Genomic DNA, 25,656 nt, shown 5'->3' with positions numbered 1-25,656 from the left:
TTTGTCAAAGTAAAAATAATTATTTAAATCAATTAATTAATAAATTTTAAATAATTTGTTACGTTTAAGAATGGAAACATTGTTTTAAATATAAAAATTGTTTTATGTAATCTTTATAATTACAATTGTTCTAAAATAAAGCATAATGCCCTAATTCGAACCCTGTTTTATTTATAGGAAAACAACACGAATGAGCCTAGAGATTGAAGAAGATTTGCAAGAATCAGAAACAACAAAAAATGATGATCGGTATTTAGTACCAGGGCTTGTGCGTGGTTTAGCCATCTTGCAAGCATTTAATCAACAAGCACAAGAAATGACGATTACAGAAATTGCCGAAATTTTGGAAGTGAACCGTTCTAGTGCATTTCGACTTATCTATACACTTGAAGCTTGCGGTTACTTAAGAAAAGCTTCACAAAAAACATATGCGCTTGATTCAAAAGTTATGGAGCTTGGTTTTAACAGTTTATCAAAGCTTTCATTACTTGATTTATCGACTCCTTTAATGAAAGAACTACGTGACCAGACCAAACTTGCAGTACACCTGACCGTTTTAGAAGGTACACACATTGTTTTTGTAAATAACGTTCAATCTATGGGGACATTTACCAGCAATATTAATTTAGGTACTCGCTGGCCTGCCCATGCAACAGTTATTGGTCAAATGTTATTGTCAGATTTACCAGAAGCAGAAGTACGCCAACGCTATCGTAATTTCAATGACTGGGATAGTTACTCAGAACTGACCCCAACCAGTTTAAAAGCGTTATTGCAAAAATTGAATTATGTAAAAACTCAAAAGTCGATGGTGAGCTGGGGTCATTATAACCATGATATGGCTGCTTGTGCTGCCCCTATTTTCAAACAATCAAATGGAAAAATGGTGGCTGTCCTTTCGGTAAGTTGCCCAATTACCACTTATGATGAAAAGACCTTTAAAGAAGATATTGCCGCTCTGGTCATCGCAACGGCAGATAAAATTTCAAAATTTATCTATTAAAAAAAGCGACGTTAAGTCGCTTTTTTTGTGCTTTGATTTCATCAATTAAAAATTACACTTAAAAGTTTCACCATTTATATTCTGAAAACTCAGTGTCGAATGATTTTCTTTAATATCAAATTTTAAATACTGCTGTTTAAACTGTACTACTGCATAAAACTCTTCGGCTCCATCATCTAAACCTGTCGCAGAGAACTGAGTCCCTTGGGGAAAGTCCTTGAGCCAAACAGCATTATAAAAATCCGATACTGAATTAAAATCTATATATTTTGCAGGCTCAGCCATAATTTTTTGGGCCATCGCATCAAACTGTTGCTGTTTATATATGACTAAATTCAGGATCATGGCTATTCTTAAAGATTAATCATTAACAGTCATCAATAGAGTACGTATAGTAATGTAGTTTTCCATTACGGAAATGAAAGTGCAAGCCATCATTACTACCTTCCCAAGGAAATATAGAGTAAGTATGATTTTCAGATATAATTATTTGTTTACCAAAAAACTTTTTAAAATCATTCTCGGTAGTTAAATGATTAAATAATCGAGAACCATACTTTAGACCATTTTGCTGGCTTACATATACCTTATCTAAAGATCCCGTAGAGAGTATCACTCCATCTTCATATACCCATTGATCTGGAAAATAACCACCATTGCATTCATCAGCCTCACCTTTAATAAACTGCTTTGGCTTTTTCAGGTTATTTAAAGGAATATCAAAACTGTTCAATACTTTACCATGCCATAAAGGTTTAATATTTACTTGCGCATAAGAGGTAGTTGTTACTAAAAAGCCAATACAAAATAAAAATATATGAGTTAAATTTTTCATAAAAATCCAGAAATTAATGATTTAAAAGTTTTGTGCCTTACTCTTATTTATGATCAAACCTTTTTGTTTGTCTTTCATAATGATTAAAGGAGATCCAACTTTTTTAGTTTTGGTATTATCCAAATATTTTTTCTTCTGTAAATAAATCTGTCTGTCTTTAATAAAACTATCTATGGAAGTTTCATCATCCGTATAGTAAGAAATATCTTGTGTATAAATATTTGACCAGTCCGCTATCCAAAAAATAATAAAATTTCCACCACGCTCCTGATAATTGTCTATTGCAAAGGTTTCAGAATCAATTTTATGTATAGTCTGACCTGCTATTGAGGATATATCCTGAGTTTGCGCTTTAAAATAATAGGTTTTATTTTTATCTAAATTGATAGCAAATACGTTATAGCCTAGCGCATCAGCTATATCAGGCTTAAAGCAAGAATAGCTTTGTATTTTTACCTGTGCCGTCTGTATAGCTAATTTATTATTTTCAACAGCTTCATCTTTCTGACATGAATCCGGTAATTTACTAAGCTGCTTTAAAGGAACAGCGTTAATCTGAGCATTTGCATAACCAGAACAAAGAAATAAACAAAATAAAAGTTTTTTAAAGTATGAGTCATCAAATAATTTCCAAACAGGATTATTGTTTTAATATTTTCTCATACATTAAATAGTTTTTTTTAAATCTATATGATCAACCTGCTTTCTTTTAACCTTTTCCCATTGATACCAACCATAAGCTGCCATTAATACAAAGGCTGCATATAAAGCAGAAGTTAAAAACAGATCTTTATAAATAAACATTCCCACATAAATAATGTCGACAAATACCCAAAGTATCCATGTCGCAATATGCTTTCGGCTGGTCCAGTAAGTGGCAAGCAAACTAAATGCCGCAAGCTGAGAGTCGAGCATCGGCACCGCTGCATCGGTAAAGTTTTTAAGAACCAAACCAAAGAGCAAACCACCTACCGCGGCAATAATCATTTGAATAATAGCGGTTTGAACTGCAATAGGCTCGATTCGAATGTCATGATCTTGCTGCTTTCCTTTGAGCCAATAGTAAAAGCCATAAAAATTTACAGCCATAAAAAAGAACTGCAAAATCGTTTCACCATAAAGCTTAAATTCGTAAAACAAATAAGCGTATAAAACAAAGGCGAAGAAATTAAACAGCCAGCACCACATATTACGGATTACCGTTAATCCGACTCCAATGAGGCTAATTAAGACTGCAAAAATTTCTAGAGGTGACATAAGAGAAGCTGCTTATTGAGATCAATTTAACAGCGTATTATGAGAAAAATATGAGACTAAGCAAACTGCTAATTTAAATAAATCATGAAAATTGACATTATCTTAGGATCTGTCTTTTCGTATGAAATTGATTTACTTCAATACATAGACAAAAGAAATACTGATCAAGTCACTAACAATTTCTATTTGCTAGTTTTTAAATGATTGTTTAAAAGATAATGAGAGACAAATAAAAGAGCTTGAAAATATGTCAAATCAAGAAGGAAAAGTCAGCCGTGAAACTCGCGGACATATTTTTTTAATTGGCTTAGATCGCGCAGCAAAACGTAATGCCTTTGATAGTCACATGATTAAAGACTTATCACTAGCGCTCACCGAATATGAAAATAATGATGTCCTGCGCTGTGCGATTGTTTTTGCTCACGGTGACCATTTTACAGCTGGCTTAGATTTAGTTGAGTTACAACCTAAGCTTGCTACAGGTGTTTTTGATTTTAGTGAAAATGAAATTAACCCGTGGGGCACAATAGGTCGAAAGCTGAGTAAACCTTTGATTGTGGCAGTACAGGGTTATTGCTATACCGCTGGTATAGAACTCTTTCTCAATGCAGATATTGCGATTGCAAGTGAAAATACTCAGTTTGCTCAAATGGAGGTTCAACGTGGCATCTTACCTTTTGGCGGAGCAACTGCACGTTTCACTCAAGCCGCGGGTTGGGCCAAAGCCATGCGCTATTTGCTTACAGGTGACTCTTTTGATGCCAAAGCAGCCTTGGATATGAACCTAATTACAGAAGTTTGCCCAGAAGGTACGGAGCTTAAACGTGCCATAGAACTCGCTGAACATATTGCTCAAGCAGCGCCCCTTGCCGTAAAAGCCACTCTTGCCTCTGCACGTGAAGCAATTAATGAAGGCTACGAGGCGGCCTTTAATCAATTGCAAAACCATCTTCAACCTTTACTAACTACAGAAGACGTTCAAGAGGGTGTTTTTGCTATGCTACAAAAAAGACCTCCAGTGTTTAGAGGCAAATAAAACCGATTCAAACACTACGCTTCGGGGTCTAAATTTATAACTTACTAAGAGTGAATATGCAAAAAAGAAAGCCCACATGATGTGGGCTTTCTTTTATTTATTAGATTTATTCAACTCTAACGATTTTACCAAATTCATCATGGTGAACGACCGTAATTTTTTGGCTACGGCCCTGTTCAATTTCTTGTTCTGGCAAATCAAAGTAACGTGCATAATCATCTGTCTGTTTCATGTTAAGTGCATTCCCTCCAACACGGCGTTCAGGCAACACATGACTCCAGAGCAGCAAGCCAATTGCACAAGCAATCAGAGCAGTAATGCCATGTTCAATTCCTACACCAAAAGCACTAAACAAACGATGTACTAAATGAGTTTTTTGGAGCTCTGCCAATACCCAGATAAATACAAACGGACGCCACAACAACAACCAACCGCCCCACATCATGGCTGTGCTTGTTGTAGAAACATAGCGTTTGTGCCATGGTAGTTGACGACGTAAATCAATAATCAACGAATTTGTCTTCATTTCTCTTTACCTAACGAAGTGCTGCGGTTTTCCCCAGACATCAATACAGCACGATCTTTAAAATCTCATGACTCTTGCATTTCATCTAACGAATGCCCCGATCCGGGCTCACCCAACGTGCTCGTTTCTCATCTCCACGTCGTAAGACCTTTGGAAATGCCACAATGGTTGCCGAAATGGTGATTAGCCAAAAGACCAATGGATACCAGATCATCCAGAAATAATTTTTTCCTAGATGTGGTTCATAGCGACTATCCATCCATTTGCTTAAAGCAAACTGAATTAGACAGGTTGCCCCCAATAAAATACCGCTACCATACGGTAAAAATGGGGAACTCACAACGGCTAAAGCAGGGATTGGTAAAATAAAATGTACCAACCACAATAAAGCCATTGCCAGCATTAAATATGACCATACTAAAGTTAAGCAAAGCTCAAACATGAGAGGCCATAAAAAATTCAATTTTGGTTTGGTGAACACATCAATGTTTTTAATTAAAACCTGTGCTCCACCCATTGCCCAACGTAAACGCTGTTTCCATAAACCATTTAAAGTTTCAGGCATCAAAATCCAAACCAAGGCATTCGGTTCAAAACGAATGTCCCAGCCTGCACGCTGCAACTTCCAAGTAATGTCGATGTCTTCAGTCAACATATTTGGTGACCAATAATCGACTTGATGAACAGCACTTTTACGGAAAGCTGTAATTACACCAGACACTGTAAATAAACGACCAAATGTACGCTGTGCACGTTTAATCATTCCCACAATCGAAGAAAATTCACCGACTTGAATACGGCCTAACAAAGTTGAACGCGTACGTATACGTGGGTTTCCAGTTACAGCTGCAACCGTTGGGTTCTGAAGAAAATGACGAATCATCCATTTTGCTGCATGTGGGTCAAGCAAAGCATCGCCATCGATACCAATTAAAAATTCGGCATCGGTCATCAGGCTGCCCGCCTGTAGCCCCATCGCTTTTCCTTGGTTTTGTGCAAGATGAACAACACGAAGTTTTTCGTATTGTTCAGCTAAACGATCGAGCACTTCACCCGTATTATCCGAACTACCATCATTAATCGCAATGACTTCAAAATTTGGATAATCCAATTTTAAAGCATGGCTAATGGTTTCCTCTGCATTATCACCTTCGTTAAAGCAAGGGATGAGTACAGCAACTTTCGGATAGCTTTCTAATGGAGCGGGTTGATCATAAGGTGGAGCCTTACGTTCCTTCCAATAGAAAATGATCGCACCAATCATCCATAGATATGACATAAACAATGGATAATAAAAAACGAATTTTAGGGCGTGCGACCATATTGCAGCAAAGATTGTCATGTTTCAGCCTCGTCTATGGCACAAGACGAGATGACTTTTCAGCAAATGCTTTATGCATTACGTTCACGTCCGGATGATCTTTAATTGGGTCATCTGGATAGTATGCAACATGCATTGCACCTTGTTCATAGAGAGAATGAATCGTCGCAGCCATTTCAGTTGAAGGTACCTTTTCGTTATTACGCCAGTTTGTTGCCTGTAGCTCAAAAACTGTTTTCTTAATGCCATTTGGATATTTTTTCACGCGATCAACCATATCTTTATAGAATTGATCTGGATTTTTCACTTGCTCCATATAAGGCATCGCCATAATAGCAGTAAAATCATAACGGTTTAGTGACTCTTCAAGTGACTGAGAGTACCAGTTTTCCGCATATGGTTTTAAAGCCACTTGCGCATATAAATTACGTGCTGTTAACAGGAACGGTTCATATTGACGAACCTCATCAACAAGCTGCATTGCAAAATCATCTAAATATCTTGTTTTAAATGCAGTCCACTTTTGCAAATCTTCGTCATTCGCACGAATTTTTGCCAAGTCTGTTGGTAAGCCTTGTTTTGCATAAGCTTTTAAAGCATCTGGACTTGCATCTTCATAATCAGACAAGGTCACATCGTCATGGAATAAAATTCCATTAAAAGACGATGATTTTGCTAAATCTTCATATATTTCACGGATAGTTTGACGCGCTTCTGGTGAAAAAGGACTTAAACGAATGTATCCCATATTGAGGTGTCCACTCGTCTTATCCTGTTGGGTCACAACCAAGTCTTTTGATACTGGATCAGTTTTTGGTAGTTCCCATGCCAATAATGGCATCCACGCATAAATACGGCTTACAGGAGTACGTGTTTGAATTTGCCATGCAACACGGTTGAATAAATCAGCACGCATAGGAATATGTCGATTTGGGAAGTATACCATATCGGCAGAACCATTCGCATCTGCATCAGAGAAAGCCTGCAAATAAACTGTATTTACACCCATTGCATTAATACGGTCGAGTAAATTACCTAAATTACGCTCTTGTTGTTGCGGGTCTGGATCATAAATATAGTCGAGATCCACATGCATGATTTTTTGCGGACGATTATTATCCGTTAAATTTAACTCACGATTTTTAATTTCTTGAGCTAAATCATTTGTGCTCATTCCACCCTCGACCAAAATACGACTCATATTTTGTAGAGACTGTTTTGCATGATCGGCCCCATCATCAAGTGTGATAGTAATTGGCATACCAAGCTTTTTAGCAATTTGAACAGTTTGCATATTATAGCGACCATATGGCCACACCATAATACGTGGTGAACGTATACCATGTTCTTTAAGCAACTGATTATTCTTTTTTAAATCATTATAAATTCGGGTCTGATATTGGCTGTCGTTTTCATACGTTTTAGTTTTTACGTCATAAAAACGAGTTGTCGCTGCAGGTTCAGAGTTGCCTTGAGGGTTACCGGTAATACCACGGTGTAAATGATAGCTGTGGCTTGCAATTTCAACAAAACCGCTGTCTTGCATTTCTTTAAGTTCAGGCCAGCTTAAGATTTTATCACGTGAAATTTCTTCGCCAGAAAAATCTACTTTTTGATTTGCTTTTGGCTCTAGCCATGAACCGACAACAGCAAGCACTACCGGGATTTTTTTAGCCTTAATAACTGGATAGGCATTTTGATAAAAAGACTGATAACCGTCATCTACAGTTAATAAAACTGGCTTGGTCGGCAGTGCAGCTTTGCCCTGATGAGCGCGAATCAACTGATCTACAGTAATAAAATGGAAACCATTTTTTTGCAGCCAATCGATATGCTCACCAAATTGTTTTGTGGTCACTGCATATTGAGGAATTAAGGCATTTTTAGTATCGGTAATTTCATGATAGCCAATAACAGTAAGTTCTGAAGCATCTATTTTAGGAGGCTTAGCTAGTGCCATACCTGACAAGCCTGCTAAAGCTAAGCCAAGCGTTAGATTCAACAAAGGAGATGCAAAACGGGTAATCATGAAATAGCGTCTCAATAGCAATATAGATTATTTATGTGAAATTTAAACTTAAGAACTAAAACTCTTATTTATTTAGTTCTTAAGCTCAAACTGCCCCAAAAGAACAGTTTTTCAGTTCACCTTTATAATGAAATAAACTGAAAATAATCTTAAATATTCAAAAAGCTAAAATATAAATAACGAATATATTCATATTTAAAGCTTATATAAAAAAATCAAACGGTAAAATTTTGATTTCATTCATCACGAGTTTTTACATCAAACAATTCAATTTCAAAAATCAAGTTTGAGTTTGCCGGAATAATTTTACCCATTTTGCGTTCGCCATAAGCCAAATGCGCAGGAACAATAAGTTTACGTTTACCACCAACTTTCATTCCCATGATGCCTTGGTCCCAACCTTTAATCACACGGCCTGTACCAATGACACATTCGAAATAATTTCCGCGATCAATAGAAGAGTCAAATTTAGTACCATCTTCTAACCACCCTGTATAGTGAGTGGTAATCAAGGCACCTTTAACTGCTTCTTTACCTTCGCCTACTTTTAAATCGATAATTTCTAATTCAGTGATCATAACATTTCCGTTTCATTTAATTTCACAGCTCAGACTCAATCTTTAGTCTAGCAAGTGAAGTTGTAAAATTTGTTGCGCTTTTCAGTTTTACTGTAATTGTGTCCACACTACATTTGCTTGGCCCTTGTCACTTAACAAAGTCCATTCGTTATCCATAACATTTAACTGTAGCTGCATCGTACGTTCACAAAGTTGTTCTAACTCTGCTGTACTTTCAGGCGCGATTTGCCATACCTGAACATTACCCAGTGTTTTAATTTTACTGTTTCTCTTCCACCAGTCTTCGACTTGGGAACCATAGGCAACAATTGCCACAGTTTTACAACGAGCACTGGCTTTTCTGACTTTATCTTCAGATGGTAAACCAACTTCAATCCAGGTTTCTAACTGCCCTGTTAAGTCTTTTTGCCAAAGTGCCGGCTCATCGGTTTCAAAAAGGTCTTTGGTGAATTCAAGACTATCACTGGCAAAGCGTGCAAATGCCATAACACGAACCATTAATCGTTCTAAAGTTTCTGAAGGATGTAAGGCAAGAGTCAATTGATAATCGCCATAAATATGGTCATCCATATTGGCAATATTCAAGTCTGCCTTATAAATTGTTGCTTTAAGCGCCATAGTTGAGATGTCCAAAAATTTGGCGCTAAGAATACTCGATTTTAATTAAAAAATTATAGAAAAAACTCAGTAATACAACACTTCTTTCATGCTTCATTTGCATCTTATTCCAAAACAGCCGAGTACTTACAAAGTTGGCGGGCTTTTTGCTTTAAAGGGTTGTACTCCTCTCTTTTGATTTGATGACTTATGTGGCAAAAACTTAAACGTAGTTTATTTCTACAAGTCCTCTGCTCTCTCTTCCTTGGTATTGCAGTGGGTCTTGCTTTTCATGATTTCTCCCTAGCTTTAAAACCTCTTGGTGATGGTTTTATTTCTCTCATTAAAATGTTGATTGCTCCAATTGTATTTTGTGTAGTAGTACTGGGAATCTATGGTGCGAACGACATTAAAAAAATGGGCAAAGTCGGTGCAAAAACCATTCTTTATTTTGAAGTAGTCACCAGTATTGCTTTAATTTTGGGAATTATTGTTGCTTATGTCTTTAAACCGGGCGTCGGCATGAATATTGATATTAGCCATTTAGATGCTAAAGATTTAAGCACCTATACCGAGCGTGCTCACGACATGCATACGGGTTCGGACTTTCTGCTTAATATTATTCCTAAAACATTTACGGCTGCTTTTGCCAACGGCGATATTTTACAGATTTTACTCATCGCAATTTTGTTTGGTATTTCTCTCCTTTTAATTCCTAAACATTTAGCAGAACTGGTACGTCAGGCACTTGAAGCTTTTTCTGAAGTTTTCTTTAAAATTATGGGACTGATTATTCGCCTAGCTCCAATTGGTGTATTCGGTTCAGTTGCCTATACCACTGCAAAATTTGGATCAGACTCACTCCTGCAACTCGGTTATCTGGTTTTACTCTTTTATGCAACCTGCATTTTATTTGTTGTGATTGTTTTAGGTTCAATTCTAAAGCTTACCGGCCTGAACATTTTCAAGTTTGTGGGCTATTTTAAAGATGAGCTCGCGATTGTATTAGGGACCGCCTCTTCTGACTCGGTACTTCCTCAAGTCATGAAAAAGCTTAAAAACCTAGGCATTAAAGATTCAACAGTCGGTCTGGTCATCCCAACCGGTTATTCTTTTAATTTAGATGGCTTTTCAATTTACTTAACTCTAGGGGTGATCTTTATTGCACAGGCCTGCAATATCGATCTTTCTATGCATGACTTGTTGGCTATTTTGCTGGTTTCGCTCATTACCTCTAAAGGCGCACACGGTATTCCAGGATCTGCCTTAGTGATTCTTGCTGCAACACTTTCAGTCATTCCAAGCTTACCTGCAATTGGTTTAGTACTTTTACTGTCTGTAGACTGGTTTATCGGGATTATCCGTGCCTGTACCAACCTCATTGGTAACTGTGTTGCGACCGTAGTCATTGCCCATTGGGAAAAAGACATCGACCATGCACAAGCAAAACAAGTACTTGATATAAAAAATTGAATTTCTTATGGAGAATATTGAACTATCTTTTCAATATTCTCTATTCAGCAATTCTGCACGCTAATAATTCAGTTTCAAAGGCCAGCCAGTCGTGGTCATGTTGACTAATCATTTCAATACGATTATCAATCCCTTCTTCACCAGACTTATAGTTAAACTGTTCAGGATTAAAGTTAAAGGTCTTCCATCCCTGATCTGTATTAAAAATTCCTTTAATACGTAGCCAGTCTTTCTGTGCACATAACACATCGAGCAGAGCATAAAATTCAAATTTCCAACGTTTAGGTAATTTCCAACCCGCCACAATATAACCTTGTGCCGACTCAACATAGTGATATGGCAATTGATGAATTTCTTTAGCAACTTCAGCTTCGGTCATTTGTTTTTGAAGCTTCAGTAAAGGTTGTATAGAGCGTGCAGTTAAACGAGCAGGCACATCAATTTGTGCTAGTTCAAGTTGACCATGCTCGGTCTTTAGCCATTGCTGCTGATAAGGTTGGTATTCTTCTTTAAGCTCAACCAGTGCCTGTTCATCTTCAAAAGTCATGGTGTCAGCATGAGAGACCACCACAATTTGTGCAGCCTTTAACTGATCTTCATACAGGTTTTGTTTAACCCAATTGGTGTCATGCAAACGGCTACCATCGACAACTGTAATCAATGCACGCATAGCCAAGCTGTTTTGCCAATGCGGTTCGGTTAATTGATCAAATAATTGCGAAGGGTGCCCAAGCCCAGTAGGCTCAATAAAAAGTCGGTCTGGCTTTTGTTCACTTAACAAGCGAGCCAAAGCAATATGCATTGGGAGTTGACTACTACAACATAAACAGCCGCCCAATAATTCCTTTACTGCATAGCCCTGATCTTGTGGTAAAAGCTGTTGATCTACTCCAATTTGCCCAAACTCATTCATTAAAACCGCCCACACTTCATTTTTGGGTTTCTGACTTAACAAATGCTGCAATAACGTCGTTTTCCCTGCTCCTAAAAACCCTGAAATAATATGGGTAGGAACAGTTTTTTGGGCTAAAATTTTCACAGGTGGCTCAAATCAACAAGGTTTAAAAACTAAAAAAGGTATATCACTGTTTAACTACTATGAAAATGTTTTTTCATTTTGAAGCTATAGTTTTCAATTATCCGGCTAAAATAACCTTTATGTGACATAAATCTCATCAATTATTTAAATTAACTTTAGATAAAAAAGAATTAAACGGAATATTCTATTTATAGGCATTCATAATTCATGCCAAAGTGTTTTGTTTACGTAAACAATTTGGCTTTTTTTTACTCAACAAGAAATATTCTTTCACATTTTTAGCGTTCAACTAGCGCTTTAATTTTACAGTAGACGCACATAAACGGCTCGTATATTTCATATTGTTAAGATAGGCGTAATAGATTGTTAAGTTAATTGATGTAATCCAAAGCTCGGCTTAGCATGTGTCCTAGCTTAGTCATTTAGCCATACATGTTTTATCTCCGTTAGGTTGAACGATTAGGTTTGATTTATTTTTTAATGAATTTAAGGATGCCATAAAATGAAATTAGCTAAAACTTTACTCGCTACTACCCTAGCTTTAACTGCTGCTTCAACTTTTGCTGCTTCTAAACATGATAAAGTTCATGCTCCAGCAGAAGATAAAGTTGTAGTTTCAACTCAAGAACAAGCAAACACTGCAAATGCTGCATCTGAAGCGGTAGGTTCTGCTTCTGAAGCTGCTCCTGCTGCTCAATAATTATCTCTGTACTCTCCTCCAAGCTCAGAGATAATTTTGCTGAAACGAAACAGGAAGTTGAATTTCAGTGAATAAAAAAAGATCGAACCATGCTGCGGTTCGATCTTTTTTATTTTAGTCGTTTTTCTTTTTAAGAAGTTTTTTTATACATGCTACAAGAAGGATTATGATTTTCTTGTAGGCGTAATACCTTGCGGTGTTCTGCCGCTTCAAATCGACAGCGTTTCCACTCTGTATCGAGTTTTAATTGAGGCACTTCACGAGGTTTACCATTCTCATCAACCGAAACCATCGTGAAATAACAGCTATTGGTGTGGCGCACGGTACGCTTTTGAATATTCTGTGCTTCTACACGAATACCCACTTCCATTGAAGTACGACCCACATGGTTGACACTCGCTAAAAATGTAACGAGTTCGCCCACATAAATCGGTTCTTTAAAATTCACTTTATCTACAGACAACGTTACGACGTAGCTGCCTGAATAACGACTTGCACAAGCATAGGCCACTTGGTCTAGCAGCTTTAGAATTGTTCCACCATGAACATTACCTGAAAAATTTGCCATGTCCGGTGTCATTAAAACTGACATGGTTAATTCTGACTGATCATCAGTTACGGTTGTCATTTCATCTAATGTAGGCATGACTCAACTCTGTCTCAAACAAGCTCAGAAAACATTATGGTTGATAATTCACAAAAAAAACATGCTTAAATCCACAACATAGCATCGTATTTTTTAATATTCTTAATTCTTTTTTTGAACGAATATTTTTTAAACTATTATTTTTAATTATTTTTTAGTTTTTCTTAAATAAAAATTTGAGAAGCAGCCAAAAGTAATCAAAAGATGCTATGCCATTTTGTTCCATTTTAAATGACATAGCATCGTTTTATATGAGCCTGACTATACTTTATGGATCAGTCCGGTAATACCATTAATAATCATATCAACAGCAATCGTACCGATTAATAAAGCAGATAAACGCCCGACTATATCAAAATAGCGATCGATGTATTTTGCATGTTTGTAGCGTAAATGATCATGTGAAAATTTCATCAAAATCAAAATACTGCATGTTAAAAACATGGTAAATCCGATCACAAGTGCCGCAGCACCAATCGACATTTCAATACCTGTCACCACAGCCGCACTAATGGTACCCGGCCCGATCATAAAAGGCATCGCGATGGTTCCAGCTAAATGCTCAGGAGCACCGCGCATTTCACCAATGGTGTCGGCCCCCTGAAACACGTAGCGATAGCCAATCACCAAAAAGATAAGGCCACCAAAAATCTGGAAAGCCTCAAAGCGTACATTCAGGTATTTACTAAAGATTGCTTCACCGCCCCATGCAAACAGCATAAAGACGATATAAGCAATCAAGCTCCCCTGAATTAAGGCTTTGTTAAACACCTTGGTTTCTGAATGGCGGATCAGGCCAATCATATAAATGCTCATTAAAAAAGGATTGAGCAAAGAGAAAAATAAAGCAAAAGAATGCAGATATGGTGAGACCATGCATATTCCCCTTAAGCTTGCGGATCTGGGAATAATGGACGGTTCCCAGGGCTAATACGATTAATATGCAAGAACGTCATATGTCGTTCATATTTATCTAAAATATCATTAATGACCTGCTCTTTACTGTAACCAACAAGGTCGTTGTCTTGAGAACCTTCATAAAGATAAGTTTCGAGACGGTAATAGAACTGTTTGCCTCGTTTTACACGTTGACTAAAGTTAGGCGCGCTATAACGGACTGGCCAAATCTGATACACGAAGTTTTGCTCTTCTTCCAAATGAATGGTGATATCGAGGTGATATAGTGCCTCTTCATCTTCAAGTGGGGTTTGCTGCACATCTACGTTCATACCTTGCTTAATGAGTTCGTCAGCTACGGCCTGAACAGCAGGTTTGCAAACGGTATCGAGCATTCGTCTGGTTTCAGAGGTTCCCGGATGATGCATAACCCGACTCAAACGCTGTTTCCAATTGAGAATGTCGACGTTACCCACCACAGGTGCTGCGTTCATACTTCGGCTTGCATGCCTGTAGTCTTCAAGTCTGAGCGATTTATAAAGCCCCGCCATCACAAGGAACATCACGAAACTAAACGGCAGTCCCATAATGATGGTTGCATTTTGCAAAGCGGTAATCCCGTTGGTCATCAGCATAGCGAGCGTTAATAAGCCAATGGCAATTGCCCAAAACACGCTTAACCAACGCGGCGCATCATTATCAATATGGGTAAGCTTGGTCGTGAAGTTACCTAAAACCAATGCCCCCGAATCGGCAGAAGTCACATAGAATAAAAGGCCTGTTACTGTTGCGACTGAAGCAATGAAAGTAAAGCCCGGATACTGCGCTAACAGGTCATAAAAACCATGTGCCGGATTAGATAATACCGTTGCAGCTAAAGTCTGGTTGCCTTCAAAAATCACGCTGTGCAATGCGCTATTACCAAAAATGGATAACCACGTTAAGGTAAATAGCAGAGGAATAATTAAAGTCCCGCACACGAACTCGCGAATAGTACGGCCTCTAGAAATACGAGCCAAAAACAACCCTACAAATGGCGACCAAGCAATCCACCATGCCCAGAAGAACAAAGTCCAACTGCTCATCCAATCTTTAGGTTGCTCAAAAGCAAAACTTTGTAAGGCTAAGGTTGGGAAGCGAGTTAAATAATCACCAATATTTTGTACCAGCGCATTGAGTAAAAACTCGGTATTGCCCAAGAACAAAATAAACAGTAAAAGACCAATCGATACATAAATATTGATTTCAGACAAAATCCGAAGGCCTTTATTTACCCCAGATGTCACTGAAATAATACTAATACCGACTGCAATAGCAATGAGTGCAAACTGCATCCAGATATTCTCTGGCAGTCCTAATAAAACATGTAAACCATAGTTCAGCTGTACCACGCCAATCCCGCAGGTGGTCGCAATACCAAAAATTGTCCCAATGACGGCGGCAGTATCTACACTATGGCCAATTGCCCCATTAATTCTGTTCCCAAAAATTGGGTAAAGTGCAGAACGAATGGTAAGCGGTAAGTTATAGCGATAACTGAAATAACCAAGTGCCATACCAATCAAGGCATACATACACCATCCGGTCAAACCATAGTGAAACAGCGTCCACACCATACTTTGGCGTGCCGCTTCATAGGTCTGGCCTACACCAACAGGTGGCTGCATATAATGAGATAATGGCTCGGCCACCGAGAAGAACATTAAATCGATACCAATACCTGCCGAAAACAGCATGGCAGACCAACTCAGTAAACTAAACTCAGGCTTTGAGTGTTTAGGACCAAGTTTAATTTCACCATATCGTGAGCAGGCAATGAAAATTACAAACACCATATACAGCGTAGCAGCCAGTAAATAATACCAGCCAAAGGTTGACGTTACCCACGCAAGAACGGTGTTAATGGTTCGATTTGCGAAATCGTTAAATAAAAAAGTAACGAGAGAAAAGATTAAAATGATTAGAGCTGAAATATAAAAAACCACACGGTTAAGCGGGTCTTTTTTAGATTTAGATAATGTTAAATCATCAACTGCTCTTGGATTATCTGTTGCCATACAATCCTCAAGGAATAGAAGAAAAATAAAATATTCAATTTAGTCTTTTCACTATTTAACAATAATGAAAAGACTGCTTTGAACGCAAAAAATATAAATAAATGTGATGAACCAAGGTTATAAAACTTCGGTCACTTTGTTCTGGTCACAATTCGATGGAATAGAAATGTCTTTTGAAATAGCTAACTGCTTTTTCGCAACATTCGGGTCAAAATCATCTTGCTTTAGGGCTTTGGCTAGGCCAAACATATAAAGCAAAATAATCACAGAAAATGGTAAACCACATAACACCACTGCACTTTGCATGGAGTTAAAACTACCTGCTAATAATAAGCCGATACTTACAATGGTAATGACCACGGACCAAAAGATGCGTAACCAGATCGGTGAATCACTATCACTGGTGCCCCCTTTCGAGGACAAATTGGCGATCATTAGTGTACCAGACCCAACCGGTGTCAAAAATAAAACGAAACAAATTACAACAACAATCCCGGCAATATACGGATTAAACGGGAGATATTCGAGTAATTTGAATAATGACAACGCAGGGTCACTTAAAACCATATCACCTAAAACTTTCTGTTTCTGGTTAAGAATAAAATGAATTGCAGTATTTCCAAAAATCGAGATCCAAGCCAAGGTAAAACCTAGTGGAATGAGGCATACACCCAAAACCACTTCTCGAATGGTTCGGCCTTTAGAAATTCGGGCAATAAACATTCCTACAAAAGGTGCCCAAGCAATCCACCATGCCCAATAAAACACAGTCCATGAACCCAACCAGCCACTGGCTTTTTGATTGTATAAATACATATCAAAACTTTTACCCATAAAATTATTAAGGTAATCGCCCGTATTTTGTACAAGACCATTTAACAAATGGTTAGTCGGTCCGGTTAAAAATACAAATAAAAGTAAAGCATAGAGCAAACGTAAATTAATACGCGATAACCATGCTAAGCCTTTTTCAATCCCGATCACTGTAGTGACTGTCGCCACAAACATCATGATTAAAACTGCAGTGATTAAAGTTGCAGAGCTATGCGGTATTTCAGGAATTAAATAACAAATACCTGAAACTAACACCAAAGCACCAATACCTAAGTTGGTCACTAATGAAATGACAGTTGCTAAAATACCAAAGCCATCAACAAAATCGCCAACTAGACCATGTACTCGCTCTCCAAAAATTGGATAGAGTGCCGAACGTAGTGCGAGTGGTAAATCTTGTCTAAAGGCAAAATAACCTAATGTCACACCCAGCAAGGCATAAAGCACCCAGCCATGAATACCCCAGTGCAAAAAGCTATAGGTCATGGCATTGCGGGCGGCCTGAATAGTACCGGCCTCACCTTCTGGCGGTCTTAGAAAATGGTCAACTGGTTCCGCAACACCATAATAAAGTAGCGCGATACCAATACCTGCTGAAAACAACATAGAGGTCCAAGCCAAATAACCAAACTCAGGTTTGTCGTGGTCTTTTCCTAAAGGAATCTGTCCCACTTTTGAGAAGGCAAGCCAAGCCACAAAGCCTAAACACAGCACAATGACTAACATGTAATACCACCCAAAAAAGTGGTTTACCTGCTCTTGCACATAGGTCAGCCAAAACTGACTTTTTTCTGGAAACAGTACAAATAATAGGCCAAAAATGCCGATACTGACTGCCGAACTCCAAAATACGAAACGATTTAACCGAATATGGTCTGAAGAATATCCATCACTTTTCAACACCATCTTATTGCTCCTTGCAATCGGTGTATTTTTTCCAAAATAACGTGATAAGTACTGGACTTATGCGCATCATCCTATCCGTAAGAACTTCTGATTCTACCTCTTCTTCCCCGAAGTCAGATTCAAAAATTCATTGATTTTTACACATCATACTTGTTATTGATTGAACGTTCAATCAATAACAAGTATGATAAAAAAAGTGCTATGATGCTCTGCAAGTTAACATGCTGAATTTAAAGCACCCCTAAAAGTGCTGATGTGGAAAATCATGACAAAACGCAGAGTAAAACCAGAGCATGTGCGCCGTGAAGAGATTATGAACGCTGCACTCGACGTAATTTATGAAGTGGGGTTATCCAATACCACCATTGCACAAATTGCAAAAAAAGCCGAGTTGTCGACCGGTATTGTCAGCCATTATTTTGGCGACAAACAAGGGTTAATAAATACCTGTATGCAAGAAATGCTCAATGTTTTGCGTCGGAAAACCGAACAATACAGAGCAGAAGCAGATTCGCATCCGGAAAGCCAGATTAAGGCAATTATTGACTCTAACTTTGACATTAGTCAGGTAAATGAAAAAGCAATGCGGGTCTGGTTAGACTTTTGGTCTGCAAGTATGCATGTACCGGACCTGAGCCGTTTGCAAAAGATTAATGATCAACGCCTGTATTCCAACTTGAAGTTTTATTTTCTCAAGTTAATGGATGAACAACAGGCCAGTGTTGCCGCAAGAGGTCTGGCAGCATTGATTGATGGATTATGGCTACGTGGCAGTTTAAGCCGTCACAATGAATTTGATAGCGAGCTGGCCCGTTCCATTGCTTACGATTATGTAAAAACGCAATTGCAATTTGCGAACAAGCCTTTGCAGGAGAGACAAAATGAGTGATGTACAAGTTTATCAACTGTATATCCATGGACGCTACGTTGAAGCAACCAGTGGTAAAACATTTAATAGTATTAACCCTGCCAACGGCGAAACAATCGCGACTCTTCAACAGGCATCTGAACAAGATATTGAAGCTGCTGTAAAAAGTGCTCAACAAGGACAAAAAATCTGGGCAGCCATGACCGCTATGGAGCGTTCACGTATTTTACGTCGCGCTGTCGATATTCTCCGTGAACGTAATGATGAGCTTGCCCGTCTTGAAACACTCGACACCGGTAAAGCCTATAGCGAAACATCTACCGTCGATATTGTGACTGGTGCAGATGTACTCGAATACTACGCAGGACTTGCAACAGCTATTCAGGGCGAACAAGTTCCACTTCGCGAATCAAGTTTCTTTTATACACGCCGTGAACCTTTAGGCGTGGTTGCAGGTATTGGTGCGTGGAACTATCCAATCCAAATCGCTTTATGGAAATCTGCCCCTGCCCTTGCTGCTGGCAATGCCATGATTTTCAAGCCAAGCGAAACAACGCCACTTACTGCATTAAAACTTGCAGAAATCTATACAGAAGCTGGCTTACCAGACGGCGTATTTAACGTAGTACAGGGTGCTGGTCGTGAAATTGGTCAATGGCTGACTGAACATCCTGTGATTGAAAAAATCTCATTCACGGGTGGTGTGGAAACTGGCAAAAAAGTCATGGCAAGCGCTGCTGGCTCTACCCTTAAAGAAGTGACCATGGAGCTTGGTGGTAAGTCACCACTCATTATTTGTGAAGATGCTGACATTAACCGTGCAGCAGATATTGCGGTTATGGCGAACTTCTTTAGCTCAGGTCAAGTATGTACCAACGGTACCCGTGTATTTGTTCCAAAATCACGTTTAGCCGACTTTGAAAAAGCGGTTGTAGAACGTGTAAAACGCATTCGCATTGGTGACCCAATGGCTGAAGACACAAACTTTGGTCCGCTCACTAGCTTCCCTCATATGGAAAAAGTGTTGTCTTTCATTGAGTCGGGCAAACAACAAGGCGCTAAAGTGTTAATCGGTGGTGGTCGTGCGACCGAAGGCGAACTTGCCAAAGGCGCTTATGTACTACCGACTGTATTTAGCGACTGCACTGACCAGATGGCGATTGTTCAAGAAGAAATTTTTGGACCAGTTATGAGCATTTTAAGCTATGAAACCGAAGAAGAAGTGATTCAACGTGCCAACGACACGACCTTTGGTCTAGCTGCTGGCGTAGTCACTCAAGATATTAGCCGCGCTCATCGCATTATTCACCAAATTGAAGCTGGTATTTGCTGGATTAACACTTGGGGTGAATCACCTGCCGAGATGCCAGTCGGTGGCTACAAGCAATCTGGTGTGGGCCGCGAAAATGGCTTAACCACGCTTGGGCACTATACCCGTATCAAATCTATTCAAGTTGAACTTGGCGATTATCAAAGCATTTTTTAATGCCTCAATCGCACTAAAACCTTCAACCTAAATCACATATGCCGAGCAGTCTTTATAGATTGCTCAGGCAAACTGTTAGTAAAAAAAGGATAGTTATGAATATTAAAGAATATGATTACATTATTATTGGCGCAGGATCTGCCGGAAATGTACTCGCTGCGCGTCTTACTGAAGACAAAGATACCACCGTTTTACTGTTAGAAGCAGGTGGACCAGATTATCGCTTGGATTTCCGTACACAAATGCCGGCAGCTTTGGCCTACCCTCTTCAAGGTCGTCGCTATAACTGGGCTTATTTAACTGACCCAGAGCCACACATGAACAACCGTCGTATGGAGTGTGGTCGTGGTAAAGGCTTAGGTGGCTCATCTTTAATTAATGGTATGTGCTATATCCGCGGTAACGCCATGGATTTAGAACAATGGGCAACCCATAAAGGCCTTGAAAACTGGACTTATGCCGATTGTTTGCCTTACTACAAAAAAGCCGAAACTCGTGACATTGGTGGCAATGACTATCATGGTGATAGCGGTCCTGTATCAGTGGCTACACCAAAAAATGGCAACAACGTGCTGTTCCATGCCATGGTTGAAGCAGGTGTACAGGCAGGTTACCCACGTACTGACGACTTAAACGGTTACCAACAAGAAGGTTTTGGTCCAATGGACCGTACGGTTACGCCTAAAGGCCGTCGTTCAAGTACCGCACGTGGTTATTTGGATATGGCGAAAGGCCGTCCAAACCTGACTATTTTGACTCATGCAACGACCAACAAAATCTTGTTTAATCAAAAGCAAGCGATTGGTGTTGAATACATTATTGGTGCTGACCAAAACAACCTGCAACGCGCATTGGTTAAACGCGAAGTATTACTTTGTGCAGGCGCAATTGCATCACCGCAAATTTTACAGCGCTCAGGTGTAGGTCAAAGTACCTTCTTAAAATCAATGGACATTGATGTGGTTCATGATTTGCCGGGTGTGGGTGAAAACTTGCAAGATCACTTGGAAATGTACTTACAGTATAAATGTAAGCAACCCGTTTCTTTATATCCGGCTTTAAAATGGTATAACCAACCTGCCATTGGTGCCGAGTGGTTATTCAATGGTACAGGTATTGGTGCAAGCAACCAGTTTGAAGCGGGTGGATTTATCCGTAGTTCGGATGAGTTTAAGTGGCCAAACATTCAATACCATTTCTTACCCGTAGCTATTAACTACAACGGTAGTAATGCTGTAAAAGAACATGGCTTCCAAGCACACGTGGGTTCAATGCGTTCGCCTTCACGCGGTCGTATCAAACTTAAATCGAAAGACCCATTTGCGCACCCAAGTATCTTGTTTAACTACATGTCGACTGAACAAGACTGGCGTGAGTTCCGTGATGCAATCCGTATTACGCGTGAAATCATGCAGCAACCTGCGCTTGATCCATATCGTGGTGATGAAATTAGTCCGGGCAAACATTTGCAGACAGATGCAGAGCTTGATGACTTTGTTCGTAACCATGCAGAAACAGCTTACCACCCGTCTTGTAGCTGTAAGATGGGCGAAGACGAAATGGCTGTTGTAGATGGTCAAGGCCGTGTACACGGTATGAATGGTTTGCGTGTGGTTGATGCCTCAATCATGCCGCTCATTATTACCGGTAACTTAAATGCAACTACCATTATGATAGCTGAGAAAATTGCAGACCAAATTCGTGGACGTGAAGCATTACCACGTTCAACTGCACCTTTCTATGTAGCTTCATAAAACCATTTAGGGCATATTTCTTATATAGGAATATGCCCTAAATTTAATACGTAACGCAGAAGCATTAATAAGAACTATGTATGACAAAAAATAAGCGACTATAAGGTGAACATTTACATAAATCGGGTATGAAAATAAAAATTAATTTATTTTTATAGGCATATTACTATTAAGTGATTCAAGTTTAATCAATATTATTTTATTTATTAAATTTCAATTATTTAAATTAAAATAAAATCTAAAAACAATCTTATAAAAGCCTAATTTGATCAAATATAAATCATATTTATGATTTTAATAGAACCCATTTATTATAAAAATTGTCTTGTCAATGCAAAATTAGTCTAAAATATAGAGTGTTTGCGATAATCCCAAGTAATTTTTCTTTTTTCAAAGTTCTCTGTTTTGGAGAATTTTATTTTCGCATTTATATCCGTTTTGTCTGGATACGCTGTCTAGGTTTCCTCACACCTTAAGTGACTCAAATAACTTATTTTAAGGTTCCCCTTGCATGAAAAAGTTTTTGAAATACCTTCTGGTATTAATCATTCTTATTTTAATTGCAGGTATTGTTTTCTTGTTTAGACCGATTGCGTCAAAACAGGTACAAACTGCAAAAGATGAGCCAGTTGTTGATGCCGTTCTTGTTGGCGGCGGCATCATGAGTGCCACTCTCGGTACTTATTTCACTGAGCTTGAACCGAATTGGCAAATTCGTATGTATGAACGTCTTGACCAAGTTGCTCAAGAAAGTTCAAACGGCTTTAACAATGCCGGAACAGGCCACTCTGGCTTTATGGAAATGAACTATACCGAAGAGAAAAACGGTAAGATGGAAATTGCCAAAGCTGAAAAAGTTGCTTCTCAGTTTGAAGTAGCAAAACAGTTCTGGTCATATCAGGTAAAACAAGGTGTTTTAGCTGAACCGAAAACATTCATTAACCCAGTTCCACACATTGCTTTTGTTTGGGGCGATAACGTTCAGTTCTTAGAAAAACGTTATGCTGCCATGATTCAAAGCCCGTTGTTCAAAGGCATGAAATTTACTGAAGACCCAGCTGTAATTAAACAATGGGCACCTTTAGTGATGAACGATCGTGATCCAACTCAAAAAGTTGCAGCGACTCGTATGGAAGTTGGTTCAGACGTAAACTACGGTTCAATCACGAATCAGTTAGTGAAACACTTAAGCCAAAATCCGAACTTCAAATTACAGACTTCAACTGAAGTGACTGGCATCAGCCAAAATGATGACAAAACTTGGACGGTGTCTTTCAAAGATTTGAAAACTGGTAAAACAGACCACGTTAAAACACGTTTTGTGTTTATCGGTGCAGGCGGTGCAGCAGTTAAATTATTGCAACTTACTGGTTTACCAGAAGCAAAACAATATGCTGGCTTCCCTGTAGGTGGTGAGTTCTTAATTACTGACAACCCTGCAATTACTGCTCAGCACACTGCGAAAGTATATGGCCGTGCTGAACTTGGTGCGCCTCCAATGTCTGTACCACATATTGATACACGTTATATCGACGGTAAAAAATATGTATTGTTTGGTCCATTTGCAACGTATTCAAACAAGTTCCTGAAAAATGGTTCTCAGCTTGACTTGCTTGCATCAACAAACAAAAACAACGTCTTACCAATGACGACTGTTGGTTTAGAAAACCTTGATCTTGTTAAGTACTTGGTAAGCCAAGTGATGATGTCGGACAAGGACCGCCTAAACGAACTTCGTAAGTACTACCCAGATGCGAAAGCTGAAGACTGGCGCTTAAGCCAAGGTGGTCAACGTGTTCAGATCATCAAGAAAGAACCAGGTAAACCTGCAACACTTCAATTCGGTACAGAAATCTTTGCCTCTAAAGATGGTGCTGTAACTGCATTGTTAGGTGCGTCTCCGGGTGCTTCGACTTCTCCATACATCATGCTTAACTTGCTTGAAAAAGCTTTCCCAGAGCAAACTGAAGGTAAGTGGAACCAGAAGCTTCATGAAATTGTGGTTTCTTATAAGCAAGACTTAAGCAAAGACCCTGTGCTACTCGACAAAGTTCGTCAGTACACAAGTTCTACGCTTGGCTTAAACTATACATCTCCGTTCAAAGCGGCAAACGATGAAACTGCTGCTGCCCCTGTTGCAAAAGCAAACTAAGTTTGATGATGTATAAGTAAAATATGAAAAGGATGAATTTCGATTCGTCCTTTTGTTTTTTTAGACCTCAGTTGAGATATTTAAACTTGCCATGACGCTTTTAAAATCATCACCTCGCCTCTTAACGTTTTGTTTTAAGCTCGTACTTGTTTTGCTACTGGCTTATCTTTTGTTAAGCGGATTTTATATGTGGATGATTGGTGGTACAGCTATTTACGTCAGCTCAGCCGTATTATTTATTATCACTGCTTATACGTTTAAGCTCGGCAAGTACCAGAAAATCTGTTCAGTTTTAAATATGCTCATGAGCACACTCGCGTTATATTTCAGCACCGCTCATCTATTTTTCTCCCCTATTCAGTTCTTTATATTTTTACCAGCCTTATTTTTTGTTGTGTTGGCTTTTACTCGCCTAAGTAAAGTTCGCAGTTTATCTAAAGTACTCATATTCATTAGTTTATTGGTGTGGTCAGGCATACATTTTACGCAGCTCGAACAACTTAAAGCGTATTATAAAACACAGCATACCGGTGAAAGTTGGCAACAATATGGTGCTTTGTAAGATCATTTTTTATTCTATATTTTCAAATAAATACGTGTTCTTTTTCACATGAAGTTCATCAGTAAAACTGAACAGCATTTGCAGAATTCCTTTTAAGAAAAAATATTCATAACAATCTAATTTATTTAGAAATATAACGAGCATATTAGCGATTGAATAGCATTCATCTACACGCTAGATTAGCTGAATTATTTTTCTCCCTTTACGTTATATTTTATGAAAATTTTAGATGGCGGTTTAGGCCGTGAATTGGCCCGCCGTGGCGCTCCATTTCGTCAACCAGAATGGTCTGCTTTAGCACTTATTGAAGCACCTGAAACAGTAAAAGAAGTCCACCTTGACTTTATCAATGCTGGTGCAGAAGTCATCACGACTAACAACTACGCGGTTGTACCATTTCACATTGGTCAGGAACGCTTTGAAACTGACGGCGTACGTTTAATTAAAGTTGCCATCGAACAAGCGAAAAATGCAGTTAAAGAAAGCGGCAAAAATGTCAAAATTGCAGGCTGCTTACCACCGTTATTTGGTTCTTACCGTGCAGACTTGTTCCAACCAGAACAGGCTAAAAACCTAGCTGAGCCTATCATTAAAACATTGGCACCAGAAGTAGATTTCTGGCTCGCTGAAACCCAGTCTTGCTTAAAAGAAGTTGAAACAGTGCATGCCTTGTTACCACAAGATGGTAAGGACTATTGGGTGTCATTTACGCTGCAAGATGAAATTAAACAAGAACAAGCACTCCTTCGTTCAGGCGAAAATATGCAGCAAGTGGCTGACTTTATTAAGCAGTCAAATGCTAAAGCGGTGTTGTTTAACTGCTGCCAACCTGAAGTGATCTTGCAAGCGATTAATGAAATTAAAGCGCTCATTCCAGTGTCTGTACAAATTGGTGCTTATGCCAACGCTTTCCCACCGCAAGATGAAAGCGCTACTGCTAACGATGGTCTGGATGAAATTCGCAAAGACTTAGACGCTCCAGCTTATCTTGCTTTTGCCAAACAATGGCAGCAAGCAGGTGCAAGTTTAGTGGGTGGTTGCTGTGGTATTGGACCAGAACACATTGCTGAACTTTCTCAATTTTTTAAAGAATAAATACC

The 25,656-nt window shown here is 38.8% G+C and carries 23 protein-coding genes; 10 read left to right on the top strand and 13 right to left on the bottom strand.

Translation table 11 applies throughout. The features are described from left to right. Window positions 1-190: 190 nt before the first annotated feature. On the top strand, window positions 191-1,003 hold the full coding sequence (locus CSB87_RS14440) for an IclR family transcriptional regulator (RefSeq protein ID WP_004888277.1): 813 nt from the start codon (window positions 191-193) through the stop codon (window positions 1,001-1,003). Between the two features lie 45 nt (window positions 1,004-1,048). Here CSB87_RS14440 and CSB87_RS14435 read toward each other — a convergent pair whose 3' ends face one another. The 3 genes from CSB87_RS14435 to pnuC form a co-directional block, all read right to left on the bottom strand. Then, on the bottom strand, window positions 1,049-1,348 hold the full coding sequence (locus tag CSB87_RS14435) for a hypothetical protein (RefSeq protein WP_004888278.1): 300 nt from the start codon (window positions 1,346-1,348) through the stop codon (window positions 1,049-1,051). 22 nt (window positions 1,349-1,370) lie between these two features. Beyond that, entirely contained in the window at window positions 1,371-1,838 is a 468-nt protein-coding gene (locus tag CSB87_RS14430; RefSeq protein ID WP_004888279.1) for a hypothetical protein, read from the bottom strand. A gap of 666 nt (window positions 1,839-2,504) precedes the next feature. Continuing rightward, window positions 2,505-3,095, bottom strand: coding sequence for a nicotinamide riboside transporter PnuC (pnuC, locus tag CSB87_RS14420; RefSeq protein ID WP_004888280.1), 591 nt, complete (start codon window positions 3,093-3,095; stop codon window positions 2,505-2,507). Between the two features lie 247 nt (window positions 3,096-3,342). Here pnuC and CSB87_RS14415 point away from each other — a divergent pair, with 247 nt between their 5' ends. Continuing rightward, window positions 3,343-4,131, top strand: coding sequence for a crotonase/enoyl-CoA hydratase family protein (locus tag CSB87_RS14415; protein ID WP_004888281.1), 789 nt, complete (start codon window positions 3,343-3,345; stop codon window positions 4,129-4,131). 106 nt (window positions 4,132-4,237) lie between these two features. Here the strand turns inward: CSB87_RS14415 and pgaD are convergent, their stop codons facing one another. The 5 genes from pgaD to CSB87_RS14390 form a co-directional block, all read right to left on the bottom strand. Further along, on the bottom strand, window positions 4,238-4,657 hold the full coding sequence (gene pgaD / locus CSB87_RS14410; RefSeq protein ID WP_004888282.1) for a poly-beta-1,6-N-acetyl-D-glucosamine biosynthesis protein PgaD: 420 nt from the start codon (window positions 4,655-4,657) through the stop codon (window positions 4,238-4,240). Between the two features lie 85 nt (window positions 4,658-4,742). Continuing rightward, a complete protein-coding gene (gene pgaC, locus CSB87_RS14405) occupies window positions 4,743-5,999 on the bottom strand; it encodes a poly-beta-1,6-N-acetyl-D-glucosamine synthase (RefSeq protein ID WP_004888283.1) in 1,257 nt (418 codons plus the stop codon). A gap of 13 nt (window positions 6,000-6,012) precedes the next feature. Beyond that, the gene (gene pgaB, locus CSB87_RS14400; protein WP_002054296.1) at window positions 6,013-8,007 is read right to left on the bottom strand and encodes a poly-beta-1,6-N-acetyl-D-glucosamine N-deacetylase PgaB; all 1,995 of its coding nucleotides are present in this window, start codon (window positions 8,005-8,007) and stop codon (window positions 6,013-6,015) included. Between the two features lie 236 nt (window positions 8,008-8,243). After that, window positions 8,244-8,585 (bottom strand): FKBP-type peptidyl-prolyl cis-trans isomerase, encoded by a 342-nt coding sequence (locus tag CSB87_RS14395; protein ID WP_002054441.1) that lies wholly within the window; start codon window positions 8,583-8,585, stop codon window positions 8,244-8,246. Window positions 8,586-8,672: 87 nt separating this feature from the next. Next, window positions 8,673-9,203: a YaeQ family protein gene (locus tag CSB87_RS14390; RefSeq protein WP_002054386.1), complete on the bottom strand. Its 531-nt coding sequence runs from the start codon at window positions 9,201-9,203 to the stop codon at window positions 8,673-8,675. Between the two features lie 189 nt (window positions 9,204-9,392). Between CSB87_RS14390 and dctA the strand changes: the two genes are divergently transcribed. Continuing rightward, window positions 9,393-10,655: a C4-dicarboxylate transporter DctA gene (dctA, locus tag CSB87_RS14385; protein WP_004888284.1), complete on the top strand. Its 1,263-nt coding sequence runs from the start codon at window positions 9,393-9,395 to the stop codon at window positions 10,653-10,655. A gap of 40 nt (window positions 10,656-10,695) precedes the next feature. Here dctA and CSB87_RS14380 read toward each other — a convergent pair whose 3' ends face one another. Next, window positions 10,696-11,694 (bottom strand): CobW family GTP-binding protein, encoded by a 999-nt coding sequence (locus CSB87_RS14380; RefSeq protein WP_004888286.1) that lies wholly within the window; start codon window positions 11,692-11,694, stop codon window positions 10,696-10,698. Window positions 11,695-12,196: 502 nt separating this feature from the next. Here CSB87_RS14380 and CSB87_RS14375 point away from each other — a divergent pair. Further along, complete coding sequence (locus CSB87_RS14375) at window positions 12,197-12,394, top strand: hypothetical protein (RefSeq protein WP_002054416.1); 198 nt, start codon at window positions 12,197-12,199, stop codon at window positions 12,392-12,394. Window positions 12,395-12,524: 130 nt separating this feature from the next. Here the strand turns inward: CSB87_RS14375 and CSB87_RS14370 are convergent, their stop codons facing one another. The 4 genes from CSB87_RS14370 to CSB87_RS14355 form a co-directional block, all read right to left on the bottom strand. Beyond that, the gene (locus CSB87_RS14370) at window positions 12,525-13,040 is read right to left on the bottom strand and encodes an acyl-CoA thioesterase (protein ID WP_002054353.1); all 516 of its coding nucleotides are present in this window, start codon (window positions 13,038-13,040) and stop codon (window positions 12,525-12,527) included. A gap of 261 nt (window positions 13,041-13,301) precedes the next feature. Then, entirely contained in the window at window positions 13,302-13,916 is a 615-nt protein-coding gene (locus CSB87_RS14365; protein ID WP_002054351.1) for a MarC family protein, read from the bottom strand. A gap of 11 nt (window positions 13,917-13,927) precedes the next feature. Continuing rightward, on the bottom strand, window positions 13,928-15,994 hold the full coding sequence (locus tag CSB87_RS14360; protein WP_004888290.1) for a choline transporter: 2,067 nt from the start codon (window positions 15,992-15,994) through the stop codon (window positions 13,928-13,930). A 117-nt stretch (window positions 15,995-16,111) separates the two neighbouring features. Continuing rightward, window positions 16,112-17,734 carry a BCCT family transporter gene (locus tag CSB87_RS14355; RefSeq protein WP_004888292.1) on the bottom strand — a complete coding sequence of 541 codons (1,623 nt, stop codon included), beginning with the start codon at window positions 17,732-17,734 and terminating at the stop codon, window positions 16,112-16,114. Between the two features lie 265 nt (window positions 17,735-17,999). Between CSB87_RS14355 and betI the strand changes: the two genes are divergently transcribed. The 6 genes from betI (at window position 18,000) to CSB87_RS14325 (ending at window position 25,651) form a co-directional block, all read left to right on the top strand. Then, window positions 18,000-18,623: a transcriptional regulator BetI gene (gene betI / locus CSB87_RS14350; RefSeq protein ID WP_000166965.1), complete on the top strand. Its 624-nt coding sequence runs from the start codon at window positions 18,000-18,002 to the stop codon at window positions 18,621-18,623. Then, window positions 18,616-20,088, top strand: a complete 1,473-nt coding sequence (betB, locus tag CSB87_RS14345) for a betaine-aldehyde dehydrogenase (protein ID WP_004888293.1) — start codon at window positions 18,616-18,618, stop codon at window positions 20,086-20,088. The genes betI and betB overlap by 8 nt, the downstream gene beginning before the upstream one ends. Window positions 20,089-20,183: 95 nt before the next feature. Further along, complete coding sequence (gene betA, locus CSB87_RS14340; protein WP_004888295.1) at window positions 20,184-21,842, top strand: choline dehydrogenase; 1,659 nt, start codon at window positions 20,184-20,186, stop codon at window positions 21,840-21,842. A 511-nt stretch (window positions 21,843-22,353) separates the two neighbouring features. After that, window positions 22,354-23,994: a malate dehydrogenase (quinone) gene (mqo, locus tag CSB87_RS14335; RefSeq protein WP_004888296.1), complete on the top strand. Its 1,641-nt coding sequence runs from the start codon at window positions 22,354-22,356 to the stop codon at window positions 23,992-23,994. Between the two features lie 91 nt (window positions 23,995-24,085). Beyond that, window positions 24,086-24,556: a hypothetical protein gene (locus CSB87_RS14330; RefSeq protein ID WP_006581207.1), complete on the top strand. Its 471-nt coding sequence runs from the start codon at window positions 24,086-24,088 to the stop codon at window positions 24,554-24,556. Between the two features lie 216 nt (window positions 24,557-24,772). Then, window positions 24,773-25,651 carry a homocysteine S-methyltransferase family protein gene (locus tag CSB87_RS14325; protein WP_004888298.1) on the top strand — a complete coding sequence of 293 codons (879 nt, stop codon included), beginning with the start codon at window positions 24,773-24,775 and terminating at the stop codon, window positions 25,649-25,651. Window positions 25,652-25,656: the final 5 nt, after the last annotated feature.

The organism is Acinetobacter sp. AR_0276 (assembly GCF_003000705.1).
Lineage (GTDB): Bacteria > Pseudomonadota > Gammaproteobacteria > Pseudomonadales > Moraxellaceae > Acinetobacter > Acinetobacter nosocomialis.
Note: the sequence above shows the minus strand (reverse complement) of the source record. Positions and strands in the feature narration are given on the sequence as shown.